13 protein-coding genes are annotated in these 18,701 nt (G+C 55.3%); 3 read left to right on the top strand and 10 right to left on the bottom strand.

Translation table 11 applies throughout. The annotated features are described in order from the left end of the window. The first annotated feature begins 61 nt into the window (after nt 1-61). Nucleotides 62-877, top strand: a complete 816-nt coding sequence (gene djlA, locus OGX91_RS14475; protein WP_005124510.1) for a co-chaperone DjlA — start codon at nt 62-64, stop codon at nt 875-877. Between the two features lie 95 nt (nt 878-972). Here the strand turns inward: djlA and rluA are convergent, their stop codons facing one another. The 6 genes from rluA to araB all read right to left on the bottom strand — a co-directional run bounded on the left by rluA (nt 973) and on the right by araB (nt 11,135). After that, nucleotides 973-1,632, bottom strand: a complete 660-nt coding sequence (gene rluA / locus OGX91_RS14470) for a bifunctional tRNA pseudouridine(32) synthase/23S rRNA pseudouridine(746) synthase RluA (protein WP_040230158.1) — start codon at nt 1,630-1,632, stop codon at nt 973-975. 11 nt (nt 1,633-1,643) lie between these two features. Further along, nucleotides 1,644-4,550, bottom strand: coding sequence for an RNA polymerase-associated protein RapA (gene rapA / locus OGX91_RS14465; protein ID WP_005124513.1), 2,907 nt, complete (start codon nt 4,548-4,550; stop codon nt 1,644-1,646). A gap of 131 nt (nt 4,551-4,681) precedes the next feature. Then, entirely contained in the window at nt 4,682-7,033 is a 2,352-nt protein-coding gene (gene polB, locus OGX91_RS14460) for a DNA polymerase II (protein WP_149691203.1), read from the bottom strand. Nucleotides 7,034-7,124: 91 nt separating this feature from the next. Next, the gene (araD, locus tag OGX91_RS14455; RefSeq protein WP_005124519.1) at nt 7,125-7,820 is read right to left on the bottom strand and encodes an L-ribulose-5-phosphate 4-epimerase; all 696 of its coding nucleotides are present in this window, start codon (nt 7,818-7,820) and stop codon (nt 7,125-7,127) included. Nucleotides 7,821-7,912: 92 nt separating this feature from the next. Continuing rightward, nucleotides 7,913-9,415, bottom strand: a complete 1,503-nt coding sequence (gene araA / locus OGX91_RS14450) for an L-arabinose isomerase (RefSeq protein WP_040230154.1) — start codon at nt 9,413-9,415, stop codon at nt 7,913-7,915. Nucleotides 9,416-9,425: 10 nt separating this feature from the next. Continuing rightward, complete coding sequence (gene araB, locus OGX91_RS14445; RefSeq protein ID WP_005124523.1) at nt 9,426-11,135, bottom strand: ribulokinase; 1,710 nt, start codon at nt 11,133-11,135, stop codon at nt 9,426-9,428. Between the two features lie 339 nt (nt 11,136-11,474). Here araB and araC point away from each other — a divergent pair, with 339 nt between their 5' ends. Together araC and OGX91_RS14435 are read left to right on the top strand one after the other, a co-directional pair. Next, the gene (araC, locus tag OGX91_RS14440; RefSeq protein WP_005124526.1) at nt 11,475-12,320 is read left to right on the top strand and encodes an arabinose operon transcriptional regulator AraC; all 846 of its coding nucleotides are present in this window, start codon (nt 11,475-11,477) and stop codon (nt 12,318-12,320) included. A 119-nt stretch (nt 12,321-12,439) separates the two neighbouring features. Then, nucleotides 12,440-13,207, top strand: coding sequence for a DedA family protein (locus tag OGX91_RS14435; RefSeq protein ID WP_155021518.1), 768 nt, complete (start codon nt 12,440-12,442; stop codon nt 13,205-13,207). A gap of 97 nt (nt 13,208-13,304) precedes the next feature. Here the strand turns inward: OGX91_RS14435 and thiQ are convergent, their stop codons facing one another. The 4 genes from thiQ to sgrR form a co-directional block, all read right to left on the bottom strand. After that, entirely contained in the window at nt 13,305-14,003 is a 699-nt protein-coding gene (gene thiQ, locus OGX91_RS14430; RefSeq protein WP_188232455.1) for a thiamine ABC transporter ATP-binding protein ThiQ, read from the bottom strand. After that, nucleotides 13,987-15,597, bottom strand: a complete 1,611-nt coding sequence (gene thiP / locus OGX91_RS14425; RefSeq protein ID WP_005124534.1) for a thiamine/thiamine pyrophosphate ABC transporter permease ThiP — start codon at nt 15,595-15,597, stop codon at nt 13,987-13,989. The genes thiQ and thiP overlap by 17 nt, the downstream gene beginning before the upstream one ends. Then, a complete protein-coding gene (gene thiB / locus OGX91_RS14420; RefSeq protein WP_040230148.1) occupies nt 15,573-16,556 on the bottom strand; it encodes a thiamine ABC transporter substrate binding subunit in 984 nt (327 codons plus the stop codon). Before thiB ends, thiP begins: the two co-directional genes overlap by 25 nt. Before the next feature lie 427 nt (nt 16,557-16,983). Then, a complete protein-coding gene (gene sgrR / locus OGX91_RS14415) occupies nt 16,984-18,639 on the bottom strand; it encodes an HTH-type transcriptional regulator SgrR (protein WP_199947475.1) in 1,656 nt (551 codons plus the stop codon). Nucleotides 18,640-18,701: the final 62 nt, after the last annotated feature.

Here is an 18,701-nt window from a genome sequence, read left to right as displayed (position 1 = left end):
GTAAAAGCACCTTATATTGTGGGACATAGCCTGGCCAAGAGCATAAAGATTTGGGGAATGTATGCAGTATTGGGGAAAGATTATTGGTGTGGCCGTGGCCTTAATGATGGGCGGCGGCTTCTGGGGAGTGGTGTTAGGCCTGTTAGTTGGCCATATGTTCGACAAAGCCCGCATGCGCAAAATGGCGTGGTTCGCCAACCAACGAGAGCGTCAGGCGCTGTTTTTTGCCACCACTTTTGAGGTGATGGGGCATTTGACCAAATCCAAAGGACGCGTCACGGAAGCCGATATTCATATCGCCAGCCAGCTGATGGACCGGATGAATTTACACGGCGACTCGCGTACAGCCGCGCAACACGCGTTCCGGGTGGGAAAATCGGATAATTACCCATTACGTGAAAAGATGCGTCAGTTTCGCAGCGTCTGCTTTGGGCGATTCGATCTGATCCGCATGTTCCTGGAGATTCAGATTCAGGCGGCATTTGCCGATGGATCGTTGCACCCTAACGAGCGTGAAGTGCTGTATGTGATTGCTGAAGAATTGGGGATCTCACGAACCCAATTTGATCAGTTCCTGCGTATGATGCAGGGCGGCGCGCAGTTTGGCGGTGGATATCAGCAGCAGTCCGGCGGCGGTGGCTGGCAGCAGGCGCAACGTGGCCCGACGCTGGAAGACGCCTGCAATGTGCTGGGTGTGAAAGCGACCGATGATGCGACCACCATTAAGCGCGCCTATCGTAAGCTGATGAGCGAGCACCATCCGGACAAACTGGTTGCGAAAGGCCTGCCGCCAGAAATGATGGAAATGGCGAAGCAAAAAGCGCAGGAAATTCAAAAAGCCTACGAGCTAATTAAAGAACAGAAAGGCTTTAAATAATCGTTATGCCGGATGCGGCTAGCGCCTTATCCGGCCTACGGTAATGAATGTAGGCCGGGCAAGCGAAGCGCCCCCGGCATAAATTGGCTCAGAATTTAAAAATCCGCCGGGACTTTAAACGTCATACTGTTGCCGTATTCGGGATGGGTGATGGTTAACATCTCTGCATGCAGCAGCAGTCTCGGTGCCATTGCCAGCGCCTCCGGTGGCGCATAGAAGCGGTCACCCAGAATTGGATGCCCTAACGCCAGCATATGCACGCGTAGCTGATGGGAACGTCCAGTAATGGGTTTGAGCACCACCCGGGCGGTATTATCCGCGGCAAACTCCACGACTTCGTATTCTGTTTGCGCTGATTTTCCGGTTTCATAACACACTTTCTGCTTTGGCCGATTCGGCCAGTCGCAAATCAGTGGTAAATCTACCAGCCCTTCAGCGGGGGACGGATGTCCCCACACGCGCGCGACATACTGTTTCTTCGGTTCGCGTTCGCGAAACTGGCGTTTTAGCTCGCGCTCTGCCGCTTTCGTTAGTGCCACTACAATCACGCCGCTGGTGGCCATATCCAGACGATGGACAGATTCAGCCTGCGGATAGTCGCGCTGAATACGCGTCATCACGCTGTCTTTGTGTTCATCCAGACGACCCGGCACGGACAACAAGCCGCTCGGCTTGTTGACCACCATAATATGCTCATCCTGATACAGGATAACCAGCCAGGGTTCCTGCGGCGGATTGTAGTTTTCCATCCCCATGTATGGCTCCGTTACTGATGCGTCACGACGATCAGGCGCAGGGCATCCAGACGCCATCCCGCCTGATCCAGGCTTTCCATCACCTGCTGACGGTTGCTTTCAATTGCGCTGAGTTCGTCATCACGGATGTTCGGGTTAACGGCGCGCAGCGCTTCCAGACGGGAGAGTTCCGCCGTCAGTTTTTCGTCCGCTTCTTTACGCGCCGCGTCGATCAGCGCGCGAGCCGATTTTTCCACCTGCGCTTCACCGAGTTGCAGAATGGCATGAACGTCCTGCTGCACGGCGTTGACCAGTTTACTGCCGGTGTGGCGGTTAACGGCGCTGAGCTGACGGTTAAAGGTTTCGAATTCAACCTGTGCGGCAAGGTTATTGCCGTTTTTATCCAGCAGCATACGTACCGGCGTTGGCGGCAGGAAGCGGTTTAACTGCAGCTGTTTCGGTGCCTGCGCTTCAACCACATACACCAGCTCAACCAGCAGAGTGCCGACCGGCAATGCTTTGTTTTTCAACAACGAAATGGTGCTACTGCCGGTATCGCCGGAGAGGATGAGATCCAGACCATTACGGATCAGCGGATGCTCCCAGGTAATAAACTGCGCGTCTTCACGCGACAGGGCGACATCACGTTCGAACGTGATGGTGCAGCCATCTTCCGGCAATCCAGGGAAATCTGGCACCAGCATATGATCGGACGGCGTCAGCACGATCAAATTGTCACCACGGTCATCCTGATTAATACCAACGATATCAAACAGGTTCATGGCGAAGGCGATCAGGCTGGTATCGTCGTCCTGCTCTTCAATGCTCTCAGCCAGTGCCAGCGCTTTTTCACCGCCGTTAGAGTGGATCTCCAGCAGACGATCGCGACCTTGCTCCAGTTGCGCTTTCAATGCGTCATGTTGTTCGCGGCAGGTTTTGATCAGATCATCAAAGCCATCGGTATTTTCTGGCTCCGCCAGGTAGCCGATCAGGTTGTTATATACCGTGTCATAGATGGTACGTCCGGTCGGGCAGGTGTGTTCGAACGCATCCAGACCTTCGTGGTACCAACGCACCAGTACGGATTGCGCGGTTTTTTCCAGGTACGGAACGTGAATCTGAATATCATGCGCCTGACCGATACGGTCCAGACGACCAATACGCTGTTCCAGCAGGTCCGGGTTGAACGGCAGGTCAAACATCACCAGATTACTGGCGAACTGGAAGTTACGTCCCTCGGAGCCGATTTCGGAGCACAGCATTACCTGCGCGCCGCTATCTTCTTCGCTAAACCAGGCCGCAGCGCGGTCACGTTCAATGATCGACATCCCTTCATGGAACACGGCGGCGCGGATACCTTCACGCTCGCGCAGCACCTGCTCCAGTTGCAGCGCGGTGGTGGCTTTTGCACAGATAACCAGTACTTTTTGCGAGCGATGGCTGGTCAGGTAGCCCATCAGCCATTCCACGCGCGGATCAAAGTTCCACCAGGTGCCGGTGTCGCCTTCGAATTCCTGATAAATCTGTTCCGGGTAGAGCATGTCGCGCGCCCGGTCTTCTGCACTCTTACGCGCGCCCATAATGCCGGAGACTTTAATCGCCGTCTGGTATTGGGTTGGCAGCGGCAGCTTGATGGTATGCAGTTCGCGTTTCGGGAAGCCTTTCACGCCGTTACGGGTGTTACGGAACAGCACGCGGCTGGTGCCGTGTCTGTCCATCAGCATTGAAACCAGCTCCTGACGCGCGCTCTGGGCGTCTTCGCTGTCGCTGTTTGCCGCCTGCAATAACGGTTCAATGTCCTGTTCGCCAATCATGTCGCCTAACATGTTCAGCTCATTGTTGCTCAGCTTGTTGCCTGCCAGCAGCATAGCGACGGCATCGGCGACCGGACGGTAATTTTTCTGTTCTTCAACAAACTGGGCGAAATCGTGGAAACGGCTGGGGTCCAGCAGGCGCAGGCGCGCAAAGTGGCTTTCCAGGCCTAGCTGTTCCGGCGTTGCGGTCAGCAGCAGGATGCCCGGTACGCGTTCTGCCAGTTGTTCAACGGCCATATATTCACGGCTGGGCGCGTCTTCGCTCCACACCAGGTGATGGGCTTCATCGACAATCAGCAGATCCCATTCGGCGTCACACAGATGCTCCAGGCGCTGTTTACTGCGACGGGCAAAGTCCAGCGAACAGATAACCAACTGTTCGGTTTCAAACGGGTTGTAGGCATCGTGCTGCGCTTCTGCATAACGCTCATCATCAAACAGCGCAAAGCGCAGGTTGAAACGACGCAGCATTTCGACCAGCCACTGGTGCTGTAACGTCTCCGGGACGATAATCAGCACGCGCTCTGCGGCGCCTGACAGCAGCTGTTGATGCAGGATCATCCCGGCTTCAATGGTTTTACCTAAACCTACTTCGTCAGCCAGCAATACGCGAGGAGCATGACGACGGCCGACGTCGTGGGCGATGTTGAGCTGGTGGGGGATCAGGCTGGTACGTTGACCACGCAAACCACTCCACGGCATACGGTACTGTTCGCTCTGAAATTTACGCGCACGATAGCGCAGCGCAAAGCGATCCATACGGTCAATCTGGCCGGCAAACAGGCGATCCTGTGGTTTGCTGAATACCAGCTTGCTGTCGAGCAGAACTTCACGCAGCGTTACACCGGTTTCTTCGGTATCAAGGCGGGTTCCGATATAGGCAAGCAGGCCGTTTTCTTCTTTTACTTCATCGACATGCAGTTGCCAGCCTTCATGGCTTGTTATCGTATCACCAGGATTGAACATCACGCGGGTCACGGGGGAATCACTGCGCGCATACAGACGGTTTTCGCCCGTCGAAGAGAAAAGTAATGTGACGGTTCGCGCATCCATGGCGACAACGGTACCAAGTCCCAATTCGCTTTCTGTATCGCTGATCCAGCGTTGACCAAGTGTAAAAGGCATATATGTTCGGCTCTATATCTTTAGTTGCAGGCAATACTCACCCTCTGCCAGAGTAAAGTGGCAGCAAGTGTATTGGGGTCCAGGAATGGAAAGGGCGCTATGGTACTGGATGGCGACGGTTTCGTCACGCGTCAAAATAACCCCAGTTGCCCTGTGAGTAGTGTAGCAAAGTTATCATCGATAAAGGGAAGTATTCCCTCGGCTACGGGCTGGATCTGCCGGGTCAAATAGTGCTCGTAGTCAAGGGCTGAAAGCTGATAATCCACGGGTTCTGGACCATTTATCGTCCAGACATATTTAATGGTGCCGCGATTCTGATACTGCGGCGGACGTCCCAGCTTTACATTTTGCTCATCGGCGAGGCGCGCGGCGCGCACGTGTGGCGGCACATTGCGCTGGTATTCGCTTAACGGGCGACGCAGGCGTTTGCGATACACCAGTTGGTCGTCCAGTTCACCCGCCATCAGACGGTCGATAGTCTCGCGAACAAACTCCTGGTAAGGCTCGTTGCGAAAAATTCGCAGGTACAGCGCCTGCTGAAACTGCTGAGCCAGCGGCGTCCAGTCAGTTCGTACCGTTTCCAGGCCCTTAAATACCATGCGCTGCTCTGTACCTTCCTGAATCATCCCGGCGTAACGCTTTTTGCTGCCGGTATCAGCGCCGCGTATGGTCGGCATCAGAAAGCGACAAAAGTGGGTTTCAAACTCCAGCTCCAGCGCACTGGTCAGTTTTTGTTGTTTCAGCGACTGCGCCCACCAGTCGTTGACGTAGCTCACCAGTTCCCGCCCAATCCGGGCCGCATCGGCTTCCGAATGCGCTTTTTTAAGCCAGACAAAAGTGGAGTCGGTATCGCCATAGATGACGTCGTAACCCTGAGCTTCAATCAGCGCTTTGGTCTGACGCATGATCGCGTGGCCACGCATGGTGATGGACGAAGCCAGCCTCGGGTCGAAAAAGCGGCAGGCGGTGGTTCCCAGCACGCCGTAAAACGCATTCATGATGATTTTCAGCGCCTGCGAGAGCGGTTTATTGCCGTGGCGTTTTGCTTCTTCGCGCCCATGCCAGATCCGGGTCACGATTTCCGGCAGGCAGTGCTTTTCACGAGAGAACCAGGCGTCAAGGAACCCTTCGGTACTGTGCTCCTTATCCGGATGCGCCATCCCTTCGATAAGCCCCACTGGATCGATCAAGAAAGTACGAATAATTGACGGGTACAGGCTTTTGTAATCCAGCACCAGCACGGAGTCGTACAGACCCGGGCGTGAGTCCATCACGTAGCCGCCGGGGCTGGCGTGGGCAGGGATTTCACCCAGATTCGGTGCCACATAGCCCGCCCGATGCATGCGCGGCAGGTAGAGATGACCAAAGGCGGCGACCGAACCGCCGTGCCTGTCGACCGGCAGGCCGTTAACCGTTGAACGCTCCAGCAGAAACGGCATGATCTCGGTTTTATGAAAAATGCGGGTGACCAGTTCACAGTCTTTGAGATTGTAGGTGGCAAGCGCGGGCTTATCGTGGGCAAACCGGCGATCGATTTCGTCCATTCTGTCCCATGGGTTATCGATCGACTTCCCTTCACCCAGTAGCTCCTGCGACACCGTTTCCAGCGAAAATGACGAGAAATTCCAGAATGCGGATTTGAGCGCCTCAATGCCGTCAATAATCAGACGACCTTTAGCCTGCGCGAAGAAGACGCCATTTTTGAAGCCATGCTCGCGCCACTCCAGCTCGCTGTTATCCCGACCAAAAAGCAGGGGAATACGGTAGCGTTCGGCGTGCTTTTGCAGGACGCGTAAATCGAACTGCACGACGTTCCAGCCGATAATGACATCAGGATCGTGACGGGCAACCCAGTCGTTGAGCTTTTCCAGTAGCAGCGGACGGCTTGCGACGTACTCAAGTTCAAAATCCAGCGCCGAGGCATTACCGTTTTCCGGGCCGAGCATGTAGACAATTCGCTGCCCGCAGCCTTCAAGGCCGATGCAGTAGAGTTCGCCGTGGCGCGTGGTTTCGATATCCAGCGAGACCCATTTCAACGGTGGTCGGTAGTCCGGGTTCGGCTTCAGGCGGGCATTAATCAGTGTGTTGTTTTGAGGAGTACCTTCGACCCAAACCGGGGAGGTAATAAAACGTTCCATCAGATAACGTTCTGGTGGACGCACATCGGCCTCGTAAACCGTTACACCATTTTCGCGCAGCAGTTTTTCCAGCCTCATAAGCTGGCGATGTGAGTGGCAATACAGGCCAGAAACGGGCTGACGGTGAAAGTCTTGCAGCTGAAGCGGCTCCAGGCGATAGCCTTTTTCGGTGCGTAATAATGTGGTGACGCGGGGGATCTGACTGGTGGGGATAAAAGCGACCGACTCCTGCGGTGCAAGCGTGACCTGCAATGGCCCGCTGTCCGTTGCCAGCCAGAATGAAACCTCTGTCCCCTGCGGGGTATCCCGCCAGTGTCGGGTTAGAATAAAGCCTGCCTGCGCCACGCTGTGTATCCATTAAAAAACCAGGCATTATTATAGCCTGGTTCTGATAGATTGGCTGTGATTTTATACAGTTGTTATGTGTCAGCAGGGACTACTGCCCGTAGTAGGCTTTTGCGCCGTGTTTGCGCAGGTAGTGTTTATCCAGCAGGGTTTGCTGCATATCCGGCAATTGCGGCGCAAGCTGGCGGCAGAAGATCCCCATATAGGCCACTTCTTCCAGCACGATGGCGTTGTGTACGGCATCTTCAGCATTTTTTCCCCAGGCAAACGGACCGTGAGAGTGCACCAGCACGCCTGGCATCTGCGAAGCGTCAATGCCTTGTTTCTCAAAGGTTTCGACGATCACATTCCCGGTTTCCCATTCATATTCGCCGTTGATTTCTTCCTCGGTCATTTTCCGTGTGCAGGGAATCGTGCCGTAGAAATAGTCCGCATGAGTGGTTCCCGTGGCCGGAATAGACTGACCTGCCTGCGCCCAGATGGTTGCGTGACGGGAATGGGTGTGAACAATGCCGCCAATGGTCGGGAATGCCTGGTACAGCAGACGGTGCGTTGGGGTATCAGAAGAGGGTTTTTTCTGGCCTTCCACCACTTCGCCTGTTGCAATACTGACAACGACCATATCGTCGGCAGTCATTACGCTGTAATCGACACCGGATGGTTTAATCACAAATACGCCGCGTTCGCGATCGACGGCGCTAACGTTGCCCCAGGTCAGGGTGACCAGGTTGTGCTTAGGCAACGCCAGATTGGCTTCCAGCACCTGACGTTTAAGATCTTCTAGCATGTTAACTCCTGAATGCCGGATGGCGCTTCGCTTATCCGGCCTACGGTGATTTGTAGGCCCGGTAAACGCAGTGCCACCGGGCAATCCGTACTTTAGCGTTTAAAACCGTAATACACGTCATTCCAGCGCAGTGCGTCTTTAAAGGCTGGCAGGCGGGTATCGTTGTCGATCACGGCGATCTCGATATCGTGCATTTCAGCGAACTGGCGCATATCGTTCAGATCCAGCGCGTGGCTGAAGACGGTGTGATGTGCGCCGCCGGCGAGGATCCAGGCTTCAGATGCGGTTGGCAGATCCGGCTGGGCTTTCCACAGTGCGTTTGCCACCGGCAGTTTCGGCAGGGAGTGCGGCGTTTGTACCGTGTCGATACAGTTAACCAGCAGGCGAAAACGATCGCCGAGATCGATCAGGCTGGCAACCACGGCCGGGCCGGTTTTGGTGTTGAAGATCAGACGGGCAGGATCGTCTTTACCGCCAATGCCGAGGTGCTGTACGTCGAGGATCGGTTTCTCTTCCACCGCGATAGACGGGCACACTTCCAACATGTGCGAACCGAGTACCAGATCGTTGCCTTTCTCGAAGTGGTAGGTGTAATCCTCCATAAATGAGGTGCCGCCCTGCAGACCGGTTGACATCACCTTCATGATGCGAAGCAGAGCGGCGGTTTTCCAGTCGCCTTCGCCCGCAAAGCCGTAGCCTTGCTGCATCAGACGCTGTACGGCCAGACCCGGAAGCTGTTTCAGACCGTGTAAATCTTCAAATGTGGTGGTGAAGGCGTGGAATCCGCCCTGTTCCAGGAAGCGCTTCATCCCCAGTTCAATACGGGCCGCTTCCAGGACGTTCTGACGTTTTTCACCGTGGACTTGCGTTGCCGCCGTCATGGTATAGGTGCTTTCATACTCATCGATGAGCGCGTTGATTTCGCCGTCGCTAATTGCGTTCACGACCTGTACCAGATCGCCCACGGCCCAGGTGTTTACCGAGAAGCCGAATTTGATCTGCGCGGCAACTTTATCGCCATCGGTGACCGCAACTTCGCGCATGTTGTCGCCAAAACGGCAGACTTTCAGATGGCGAGTGTCCTGTTTGGACACGGCCTGGCGCATCCAGGAGCCGATGCGTTCGTGTGCCTGTTTGTCCTGCCAGTGACCGGTGACCACGGCGTGCTGCTGACGCATACGTGCGCCGATAAAGCCGAACTCACGGCCGCCGTGCGCGGTTTGGTTCAGGTTCATAAAGTCCATATCAATGCTGTCCCACGGCAGGGCGGCGTTGAACTGGGTGTGGAACTGAAGTAGCGGTTTATTAAGGATAGTCAGGCCGTTGATCCACATTTTCGCCGGCGAGAAGGTGTGCAGCCACACCACCATACCTGCGCATTTGTCGTCGTAGTTGGCGTCGCGACAGATGTTGGTTATTTCATCCGGACGCGTACCCAGCGGTTTTAACACCAGTTTGCAGGGCAGTTTAGCTTCGGTATTCAGTGCGTTAACGACGTGCTCCGCATGTTGAGTTACCTGACGCAGGGTTTCAGGGCCATACAGATGCTGGCTACCAATCACAAACCACACTTCATAGTTATCAAAAATCGTCATTGTCGTGTCCTTAATGTGTCAGGGTTGCCAGGTCTACCGGGGCTTGTTGCGCCGGAGCGGCAGTCGGAAGGTATTGTTGTTCAGCGCTAATCGCCCACTGCTGGTAGCGGCGGTAAAGCTGTTCAAAACGTTGAGCCTGTTCTGGACGAGGTTGCAGTGTGTTTTCCACGGCACTCGCCATTTTTTGCTGAGCGGCCGGGATATCGGCGTGTACTTTCGCGGCAACGGCGGCGAAGATAGCCGCGCCAAGTGCGCAGCACTGGTCGGAAGCGACAATCTGTAGCGGACGGTTTAGCACGTCACAGCAGGCCTGCATGATGACCGGGTTTTTACGGGCGATACCGCCTAACGCCATCACGTTATTAACCGCAATGCCTTGATCGGTGAAGCATTCCTGAATGGCACGTGCGCCAAAGGCCGTGGCGGCAATCAGCCCACCGAACAGCGCTGGTGCGTCGGTGGCCAGATTGAGATCGGTAATCACCCCTTTCAAACGCTGGTTGGCATTGGGCGTACGGCGACCGTTAAACCAGTCGAGCACCACCGGCAGGTGATCCAGCGACGGATTTTTCGCCCAGGCTTCGGTGAGCGCTGGCAGCAGTTGTTTTTGGCTGGCTTTAATCTGGGTCTTCAGCTCCGGATGCTGCGCGGCAAGCTGCTCCAGCGGCCAGCTCAACACGCGGCTAAACCAGGCATAGATATCGCCGAATGCGGACTGCCCCGCCTCAAGGCCAATAAAATCCGGTACGACGCTGCCATCAACCTGGCCGCATATGCCTTTCACCGCGCGTTCGCCGACGCTGTGTTTGTCGGCAATCAGAATGTCGCAGGTCGACGTGCCGATGACTTTTACCAGCGTATTGGGTTGTGCGCCCGCGCCGACCGCACCCATATGGCAGTCAAAAGCGCCGCCTGCAATCACCACGCTTTCCGGTAGCCCCAGACGCTGTGCCCACTCGGCGCACAGGGTGCCAACCGGCAGGTCGGCCGTGAAGGTATCGGTAAACATTGGGTATGGCAGATGGTGGTTAAGGATGGGGTCGAGCTCATCAAAGAAACTGGCTGGCGGTAGGCCGCCCCAGCTTTCATGCCACAGGGATTTGTGTCCGGCGCTGCAACGTCCGCGGCGAATATCCTGTGGACGTACGGTATTGGAGAGCAGGGCCGGAACCCAGTCGCACAGCTCAATCCATGAAACCGCAGCCTCTGCGACCGCGTTATCCTGGCGGGTTACATGTAGGATTTTGGCCCAGAACCATTCGCTGGAATAAATACCGCCGATATAGCGGGAGTAATCGATCTTGCCCGGTGCGTGGCACAGACGGGTAATTTCTTCAGCTTCTTCGACTGAGGTGTGATCTTTCCACAGGACAAACATTGCATTCGGGTTTTCAGCGAACTCCGGACGCAGCGCCAGTACGTTGCCCTCGGCATCGATAGGTGCCGGGGTTGAGCCGGTACTGTCAACGCCAATCCCGACCACTTCCGCGCGCTGTTCAGCGCTCAGTTCGGCCAGCACGGTTTTCAGCGCCGCTTCCATGGATTCAATGTAGTCGCGCGGATGATGGCGAAACTGGTTGTTTGGGCCATCGCAATACTGCCCTTCCTGCCAACGTGGATACCACTCAACGCTGGTGGCGATCTCTTCGCCGGTGGCACATTCCACCGCCAAAGCGCGTACTGAATCACTACCAAAATCGAGGCCAATTGCAATCGCCATCGTCTTACTCCATCCAAAAATACGGGTATGGATAAACAGTAGTGAGTAGCGATAAAAACCGTCAGGCAGGATCCGCTAATCTTATGGATTAAAATGCTGTGGCATCACAAAGTGTGACGCTGTGCAAATAATCAATGTGGACATTTCTGCCGTAGTTATAGACACTTTTGTTAGCCGATTTTGACGTTGGCGTAGTACATGTTTTTTACAAAGAGCTTTTCACAAGCGGGGTTGATGGTCCATTATCGCAAACAAAGCGGCCCGCAGCGGCGACGGCGATGATGTCTGACGTAATATGGACAAATTGTTTCTTGGCAGAACCTAGGGAGTATTGAAATTATGGCTGAAACGCAAAACGATCCCCTGCTACCAGGCTATTCGTTTAACGCGCACTTGGTGGCCGGATTAACCCCCATTGAGGCGAACGGATACCTGGATTTTTTTATCGACCGGCCGCTGGGGATGAAGGGCTATATCCTCAATCTCACCATCCGTGGCGAGGGGGTTATCAATAACCAGGGCAAGCAGTTTGTCTGTCGTCCTGGGGATATTTTGCTGTTTCCACCCGGAGAAATTCACCACTACGGACGCCATCCTGATGCCAGCGAATGGTACCACCAGTGGGTCTACTTCCGGCCGCGCGCCTACTGGCAGGAGTGGCTGGCCTGGCCGGCAATCTTTGCCCAGACTGGCTTTTTCCGCCCGGACGAAGCGCACCAGCCGCATTTTAACGAACTGTTTGGACAGATCATTCATGCCGGGCAGGGAGAAGGGCGCTATTCCGAACTGTTGGCGATAAACCTGCTGGAGCAATTATTGCTCAGACGTATGGACGCGATTAACGAATCGCTGCATCCGCCGATGGATAACCGCGTGCGCGATGCCTGCCAGTACATCAGCGATCACCTGGCGGACAGTAATTTTGATATTGCCAGCGTCGCACAACACGTCTGCCTGTCGCCTTCCCGTTTGTCGCATCTGTTCCGTCAGCAGTTGGGCATCAGCGTATTAAGCTGGCGTGAGGATCAGCGTATCAGCCAGGCCAAGTTACTGCTGAGCACCACACGTATGCCTATTGCCACGGTGGGTCGCAATGTTGGCTTTGACGACCAACTCTATTTCTCCCGCGTTTTCAAAAAATGCACTGGTGCCAGTCCGAGCGAGTTTCGCGCTGGATGTGAATAAAAAGTGAATGATGTGTCCTGAAAGTTGTCATAACTCGCAATCTATTCAGACAATTGATGGCTTGACGAAGTTGAGAAGGGTTAGCAGAATCCCTGCTTCGTAAATCTGACGGACACATTATGCAAGCATTGCTGGAACACTTTATTCTCCAGTCCGCCATGTACTCTTTGATAGCTGTGCTTCTGGTGGCTTTTTTAGAGTCTCTGGCGCTGGTTGGCCTGATTCTACCTGGCACCGTGATGATGGCGGGGTTGGGGGCGCTGATTGGCAGCGGTGAACTGAATTTCTGGCATGCCTGGCTTGCGGGCATCATTGGTTGCTTGTTGGGGGACTGGATCTCTTTCTGGCTGGGCTGGCGCTTTAAAAAGCCGTTGCACCGTTGGTCGTTTATGAAAAAGAACAAGGCGTTGCTGGATAAAACCGAGCACGCGTTGCATCAGCACAGCATGTTTACCATCCTGGTGGGGCGCTTTGTTGGCCCGACGCGGCCTTTGGTGCCGATGGTGGCGGGTATGCTGGATCTGCCCGTCGCCAAGTTCATCGTTCCCAATATCATCGGCTGTGTGTTGTGGCCGCCGTTCTATTTTCTGCCAGGGATCCTGGCGGGGGCGGCAATCGATATTCCTGCTGATATGCAGAGCGGGGATTTCAAATGGTTGCTGCTGGCCACGGCGCTACTGCTGTGGGTAGGCGGTTGGTTTTGCTGGCGGTTGTGGCGCAGCGGCAAAGCGGCTGCCGATCGCTTAACCGCGTATTTCCCCCGTAGCCGTTTGTTGTATCTGGCGCCGTTGACGCTCGGCATTGGCGTGGTTGCGCTGGTGGCGTTGCTGCGACATCCACTGATGCCGGTGTATATCGATATTCTGCGCAAAGTGGTGGGTTACTGACGATTCCTTTGCCGGATGGCGGCTTCGCCTTATCCGGCCTACAAAATGTGCGACCTGTAGGCCGGATAAGGCGTTTACGCCGTCATCCGGCAATGCATTATGCTTTAATGCCCAATAGCGCCGAGGCGCTGGCCTGGCCGCTTAATAACGCATCCGTTTTGCCCTGCCAGGCGATGCGTCCATCGGCGACCACAATCGAACGAGTCGCAATGCGCGCCGCATCTTCAACGCTGTGCGAAACCATCAGCAATGTAAGCTGCTTATCGCGACAGACTCCGGCCACCAGCGTTAACATCTCCTGGCGCAGCGCAGGGTCAAGCGCAGAGAACGGTTCATCAAGCAGCAAAATGGGTTGTTCGCGCACCAGGCAACGCGCCAGCGCCACGCGTTGTCGCTGCCCGCCGGAAAGCTCTCCGGGGAGTCGCTCCAGCAGTGAGTCAATTCCCATTTGCCGGGCGATGTGGTGCATTTTCTCCCGCTGCGATGCGTTCAGCTTCAATCCCGGATTCAGGCCCAGGCCGATGTTTTGCTGCACGTTCAGATGGCTGAACAGGTTGTTTTCCTGAAACAGCATCGAAACCGGGCGACGAGAGGGCGGTGTGGTGGTGTGATCTTCGCCTGCAATCATCATTGTGCCGCTTGCAGGCGTGAGAAAGCCTGCTATCAGATTCAACAGCGTACTTTTCCCGGCGCCGCTTGGCCCGAGTATCGCTACCTGCTCACCGCGCGCGACCGACAACGTAAAGCGCATGGGCAAATGGTGATAAAGCCATGTGATATCAATCAGTTTTAACATTTCGACCCGGCAATTTCTCAATAACGGTAAACAGCGTAAAGCACAGGATCAGCAGCAATAACGCCGTCACCGCGCCATCCTGGCTGCGATAAGAGCCAATCTGCTGATATAAATAAAACGGCAGGGTGCGGAAATCTTCATTGCCGAACAGGGCGACTACGCCAAAATCGCCAATCGACAGAACACAGGCAAAGGCCATCGCCTGCGCCAGTGGGCGCTTCAGGGCGCGCAGTTCAACCACTTTCAGGCGCGACCATCCCTCGATTCCTAACGACTGGCACAACATACTGTAACGCGCGGTCACGTCACGCATTGGGTTTTCCAGCACCTTCAACGCGTAGGGGATCGCCATTAGCGCATTGGTAAAAATGACAATGCCGTCAGCGGACTCGGGGAGTCCAACGGTATTATTGAGCAGCAGAAAGAAGCCGGTTGCCAGCACGATACCCGGCATGGCGAGGATCATCATGCCGCTAAGCTCCAGCATTTGCCCTGCCAGCGCCTGTTGGCGGGCACGCAGTTCACGACTACTCCAGAGCAGCATCATGGTGAGTATGACGCACAACGCCCCTGCCGCCAGCGCAATGCGCAGCGAGGTTCCCAGCGCCTGCCACAGTACGGGTTGCCTAAGAACGTCCAGCATATGGTGGTTAAATCCATCGACAATCACCGCCAACAGCGGCGGCAGCAGTAGCAGTAAAGCCAGACTAATCAGCAGTGCGTCAGCCAGACGGCTGTGTAGACGATCGTCGGGATCCCGCCAGCCCTGAACCAGCGTGGTGCCGGGGGCGATGGCCCGGCTCAGGCGTTGGCTGAGCAGCACCAGTGCCAGACAACAAATCATCTGGATCAACGCCAGCATGGCGGCGCGGGCGGGATCGTAATCAAAGTTCAGCGCCTGATAAATCGCCAGCTCGATGGTGGTGGCCTGCGGCCCGCCGCCCAGCGACAAAACGGTGGCGAAGCTGGCGAAACAGAGCATAAAGATGAGTGCTGCGACGGGCAGGATTTGCCGGCGCAGCCACGGCCATTCCACAAAGCGGAAGAAATGCCAGCCGCGCAGACCCAACTGAGCGGCTAACTGTCGCTGTTCACCGGGAATATTCTCCAGCGACTGCAACAGCAGGCGGCTGGCCATCGGCAGATTGAAAAAGACGTGCGCCAGCAGAATGCCCTGCAAACCGTACGGCGAAAAGGTCCATTCCAGCCCGAAGGCATGCCAGAGTGAGGCCAGCCAGCCCTGACGACCGTAGACGCTAAGAATACCGAAGACCGCGACCAGCACCGGCAGGATTAACGTCATTGCGCACAGACGCAGCAGCGCCAGACGTCCGGGAAAACGACGACGATAGAGCGCTCTGGCAAGGAAAATCGCCGGGACAACCGACAGCACAGCGGATAGAAAAGCCTGCCAGAATGAAAAGCGCACCACGTGCCACAGGTAGTCATCTTGCCACAGCGAGAGCCACTCTCCCTGCGGGGCGTTAAACCACAGCGCCAGAAACGCGGCCAGGGCCACGGCGACCATCAGCGTGGCGGCGGTAAGCCCTGGAACCAGCCAGCCGGGGATTAACGGCTGACGGCGCGTTGCCATTCGCTAATCCATGCCTGACGTTGAGCCGCAACCTGCTGCGGCGTAAATTCCAGCGCGGTGGCTGGCTTAGTCAGTTGCTCGAATCCTGACGGCAGGGCGACCTGCGTCACCGGATACATCCAGTTGCCGGTCGGAATCGCATTCTGGAATGCCGGAGACACCATGAACTTCAGGAATTTCTCGGCCAGTTCCGGCTGCTTGCTGGCCGCGGTTCGCGCGGCGACTTCCACCTGCAAATAGTGGCCTTCGCTAAAATTAGCGGCGGCGTAGTTGTCTTTTTTCTCGGCGATGATGTGATAGGCCGGAGAGGTGGTGTAGCTGAGCACCAGATCGCTTTCACCTTTCAGGAACAGGCCGTAGGCTTCACTCCAGCCCTTGGTGACGGTGACGGTTTTTGCCGCCAGTTTCTGCCAGGCCTCTGGTGCTTTATCGCCATAGACTTTTTGCATCCACAGCAGCAGTCCCAGACCTGGCGTGCTGGTACGTGGATCCTGATAAATGACGCGCCATTTCTGGTCGCTTTCTACCAGTTCCTTCAGGCTCTTCGGCGGGTTTTTCAGCTTGTTTTTATCATAAACGAAGGCGAAATAACCGTAATCAAATGGGACAAAGGTGTCGTTTTTCCAGCCGCCTGGCACGTTAACGGCGTCACTTGCCACACCGCTTTTGGCGAACAGGTTAGTTTGCGTGGCGGCTTCCAGAAGATTGTTGTCCAGCCCCAGCACGACGTCGGCTTTGCTGTTCTTTCCTTCCATGCGCAGGCGGTTAAGCAGCGAAACGCCATCTTCCAGCGCGACCAGTTTCAATTCACAGTTGCAGTCAGCTTCAAACGCGTTTTTGATTGTCGGACCCGGACCCCAGTCAGCGGCGAACGAGTCGTAGGTATAGACGGTCAGTACAGGTTTGGCGAAGGCAGGTGCTGCGCACAGCAGTAAAAGCGGAAGACATTTTTTAAACACTTTGCACCTCATAAAGTAAAACTCTAAATAATTCGAGTTGCAGGAAGGCGGCGACGCAGCGCATCCCCGGGAGCGTACTGGTAGTACGTGACTGGGGTGAGCGAGGAAAGCCAACGCATCTGCAGCTTGAAGTATGACGAGTTAGGTGGCAAAGGACTTGAGGAGCAGGCTCAAATCCCTTCGCCGGCATTATCCGGATCAGGTTCGACGGGTATCTCTCAGCCCATACGCGTCATCCTTCAAGCTGCCTCTGCGTTGCCTGCGTTCGTTCACCCCAGTCACATAGTTATCTATGCTCCTGAGGATTCACTCGCTTGCCGCCTTGATGCATCATGAATGATTTAGCGTATATTTGTTTTCTGGCACCCCGTTGAGAACGGCGTTAGTGTAATGATTTTGTTGCCGGGCAGCAATCAAGAGCAAGGCTCTACGGATCCGGTGGTGCAAACCACGCCGATTTAAAATCAAACCAGCCGAGGGTATTCATGCGCAACCCGCGCATACTGCGCTGCCCCTGAATAATCAACCAGTGGTGGATTAACGGCACAATGGCCTTTGTGGTGAGCAACTGTTGGCACCATGCCGCCAGGCTCATTTCACCGGTTCGCCAGCGGGCGGCATCGTTTTCCCAGCCCTGCGAAATACAGTTTTGCAGCAGCGGAACCTCGCACAAATGGGCGAACAGCGAGAAGTCCAGCGGTAGGGTAAAGTTAGCGCTGTTGAGCCAGATATCGCTGACGATTTCTCCCGCATGCCATTGATCGTAGTCGATCTCCTGAATATTCAGTTGCACCTGATGCTGCGCCAGCAATGTTTTCATGATCTGCGCGATAATCCGATGTTCGATGTGATCGCGATAATAAGTGAGAGTCAGCGTTTCCAGCCCGGCTGGTTTTTCACCATGACCTGGTCTGGCGTGATGCCAGCGAGGCAGTAAGCCGTAGGCCGGGAACCACAGCCGCTGGTACTGTTCGTCGGCGTGGCAGATTAAATTTGTCGGTGAGAGAATGCGGCTGACCCATTCGCGTACTTCCTGGTTCGCGCCACGGTGGGAGCGGGAATCAAACAGCATGTAATAGCAACCTTCCTCCAGACGGCTTTCGATTGCTTTTTCATCTTCCGTCGGCCCTTTGATCGTTAATCCACCGCCAGGCTCTTCGCCGATGTCAGGTAACACCCAAACGTTCACTTCGTCGATTAGCGCTCGGTAACCAAAGTAATCATCAAATGCATGAATTTTCAGTTGGTTATTGGTGTTTCGCATCACCGCATACGGGCCCGTGCCAATCGGGTGGCTGGAGAAGTTATTCAGCGTTTCCCATTCTCGCGGCAGGATCATCGCCGGGACTTGCCCTAACAGCCAGGGTAGCCAGCGGTCAGGCTGGGCAAGGTGGATATCCAGCGTCCAGGCAGTGGGAGAGACGATTTGTGTAATGTGTGAGTACAGCGGCAGCGTGTTAATGCGCCTCAGTGAGGCGATGACATCCTCCATTTCCAGCTCGCGTCCATGGTGGAAATGGATCCCCGGGCGCAGGAAGAATCGCCAGTGTAAAGGTGATATCTGCTGCCAGTGATGGGCAATGTCCGCTTCCAGTTCCCCATTTTCCTCATTTACACGAATTAAGGCGCTGAAGATTTGCCGTGCGATATGGGTTTCGGAACGGCGTAATGCCGTACCGGGCAGCAGGTTGTGCATGGGACGATAATAGAGAACGCGCATGATGTGCCGCCCCTGGCGAAAACTGCGGCCGAGGTGGGAAACCAGCATCTGCCGTACGGCCGTTTTGTCACCGACCAGTTGCACCAGTTGATCGATGCGATCCTGTTCCAGCAGGTCTTCTGCCCGCTGCTGCTGGAGCGCCAGCCCGGTGTAGAGGAATGTCAGGCGTGAGCGTTTACCGCGCCCAACCTCGGCTTCCCACGTTAACCAACCGCGCTCCTGCATGGTATTAAGCAGGGTTCGCATATGGCGGCGCGAGCAGTTGAGCAGCTCCGCCAGCTCGTTCAGCGTGGTGTCTTGCGTTTTGCCGTCACAGCATTGCCACAGACGGATGAACTGTTGTTGCAAACGACCAGAAGACATAAAAGGGGAACTCCTGCGAAAAACTCAGCAATTTTATTATCCCTATATTAAGCCAATAATAG

The organism is Citrobacter sp. Cpa228 (assembly GCF_030333085.1).
GTDB classification, from domain to species: Bacteria; Pseudomonadota; Gammaproteobacteria; order Enterobacterales; family Enterobacteriaceae; genus Citrobacter; species Citrobacter pasteurii.
The sequence above is the reverse complement of the archived record's forward strand: the minus strand, read 5'-3'. Positions and strand labels throughout refer to the sequence as shown.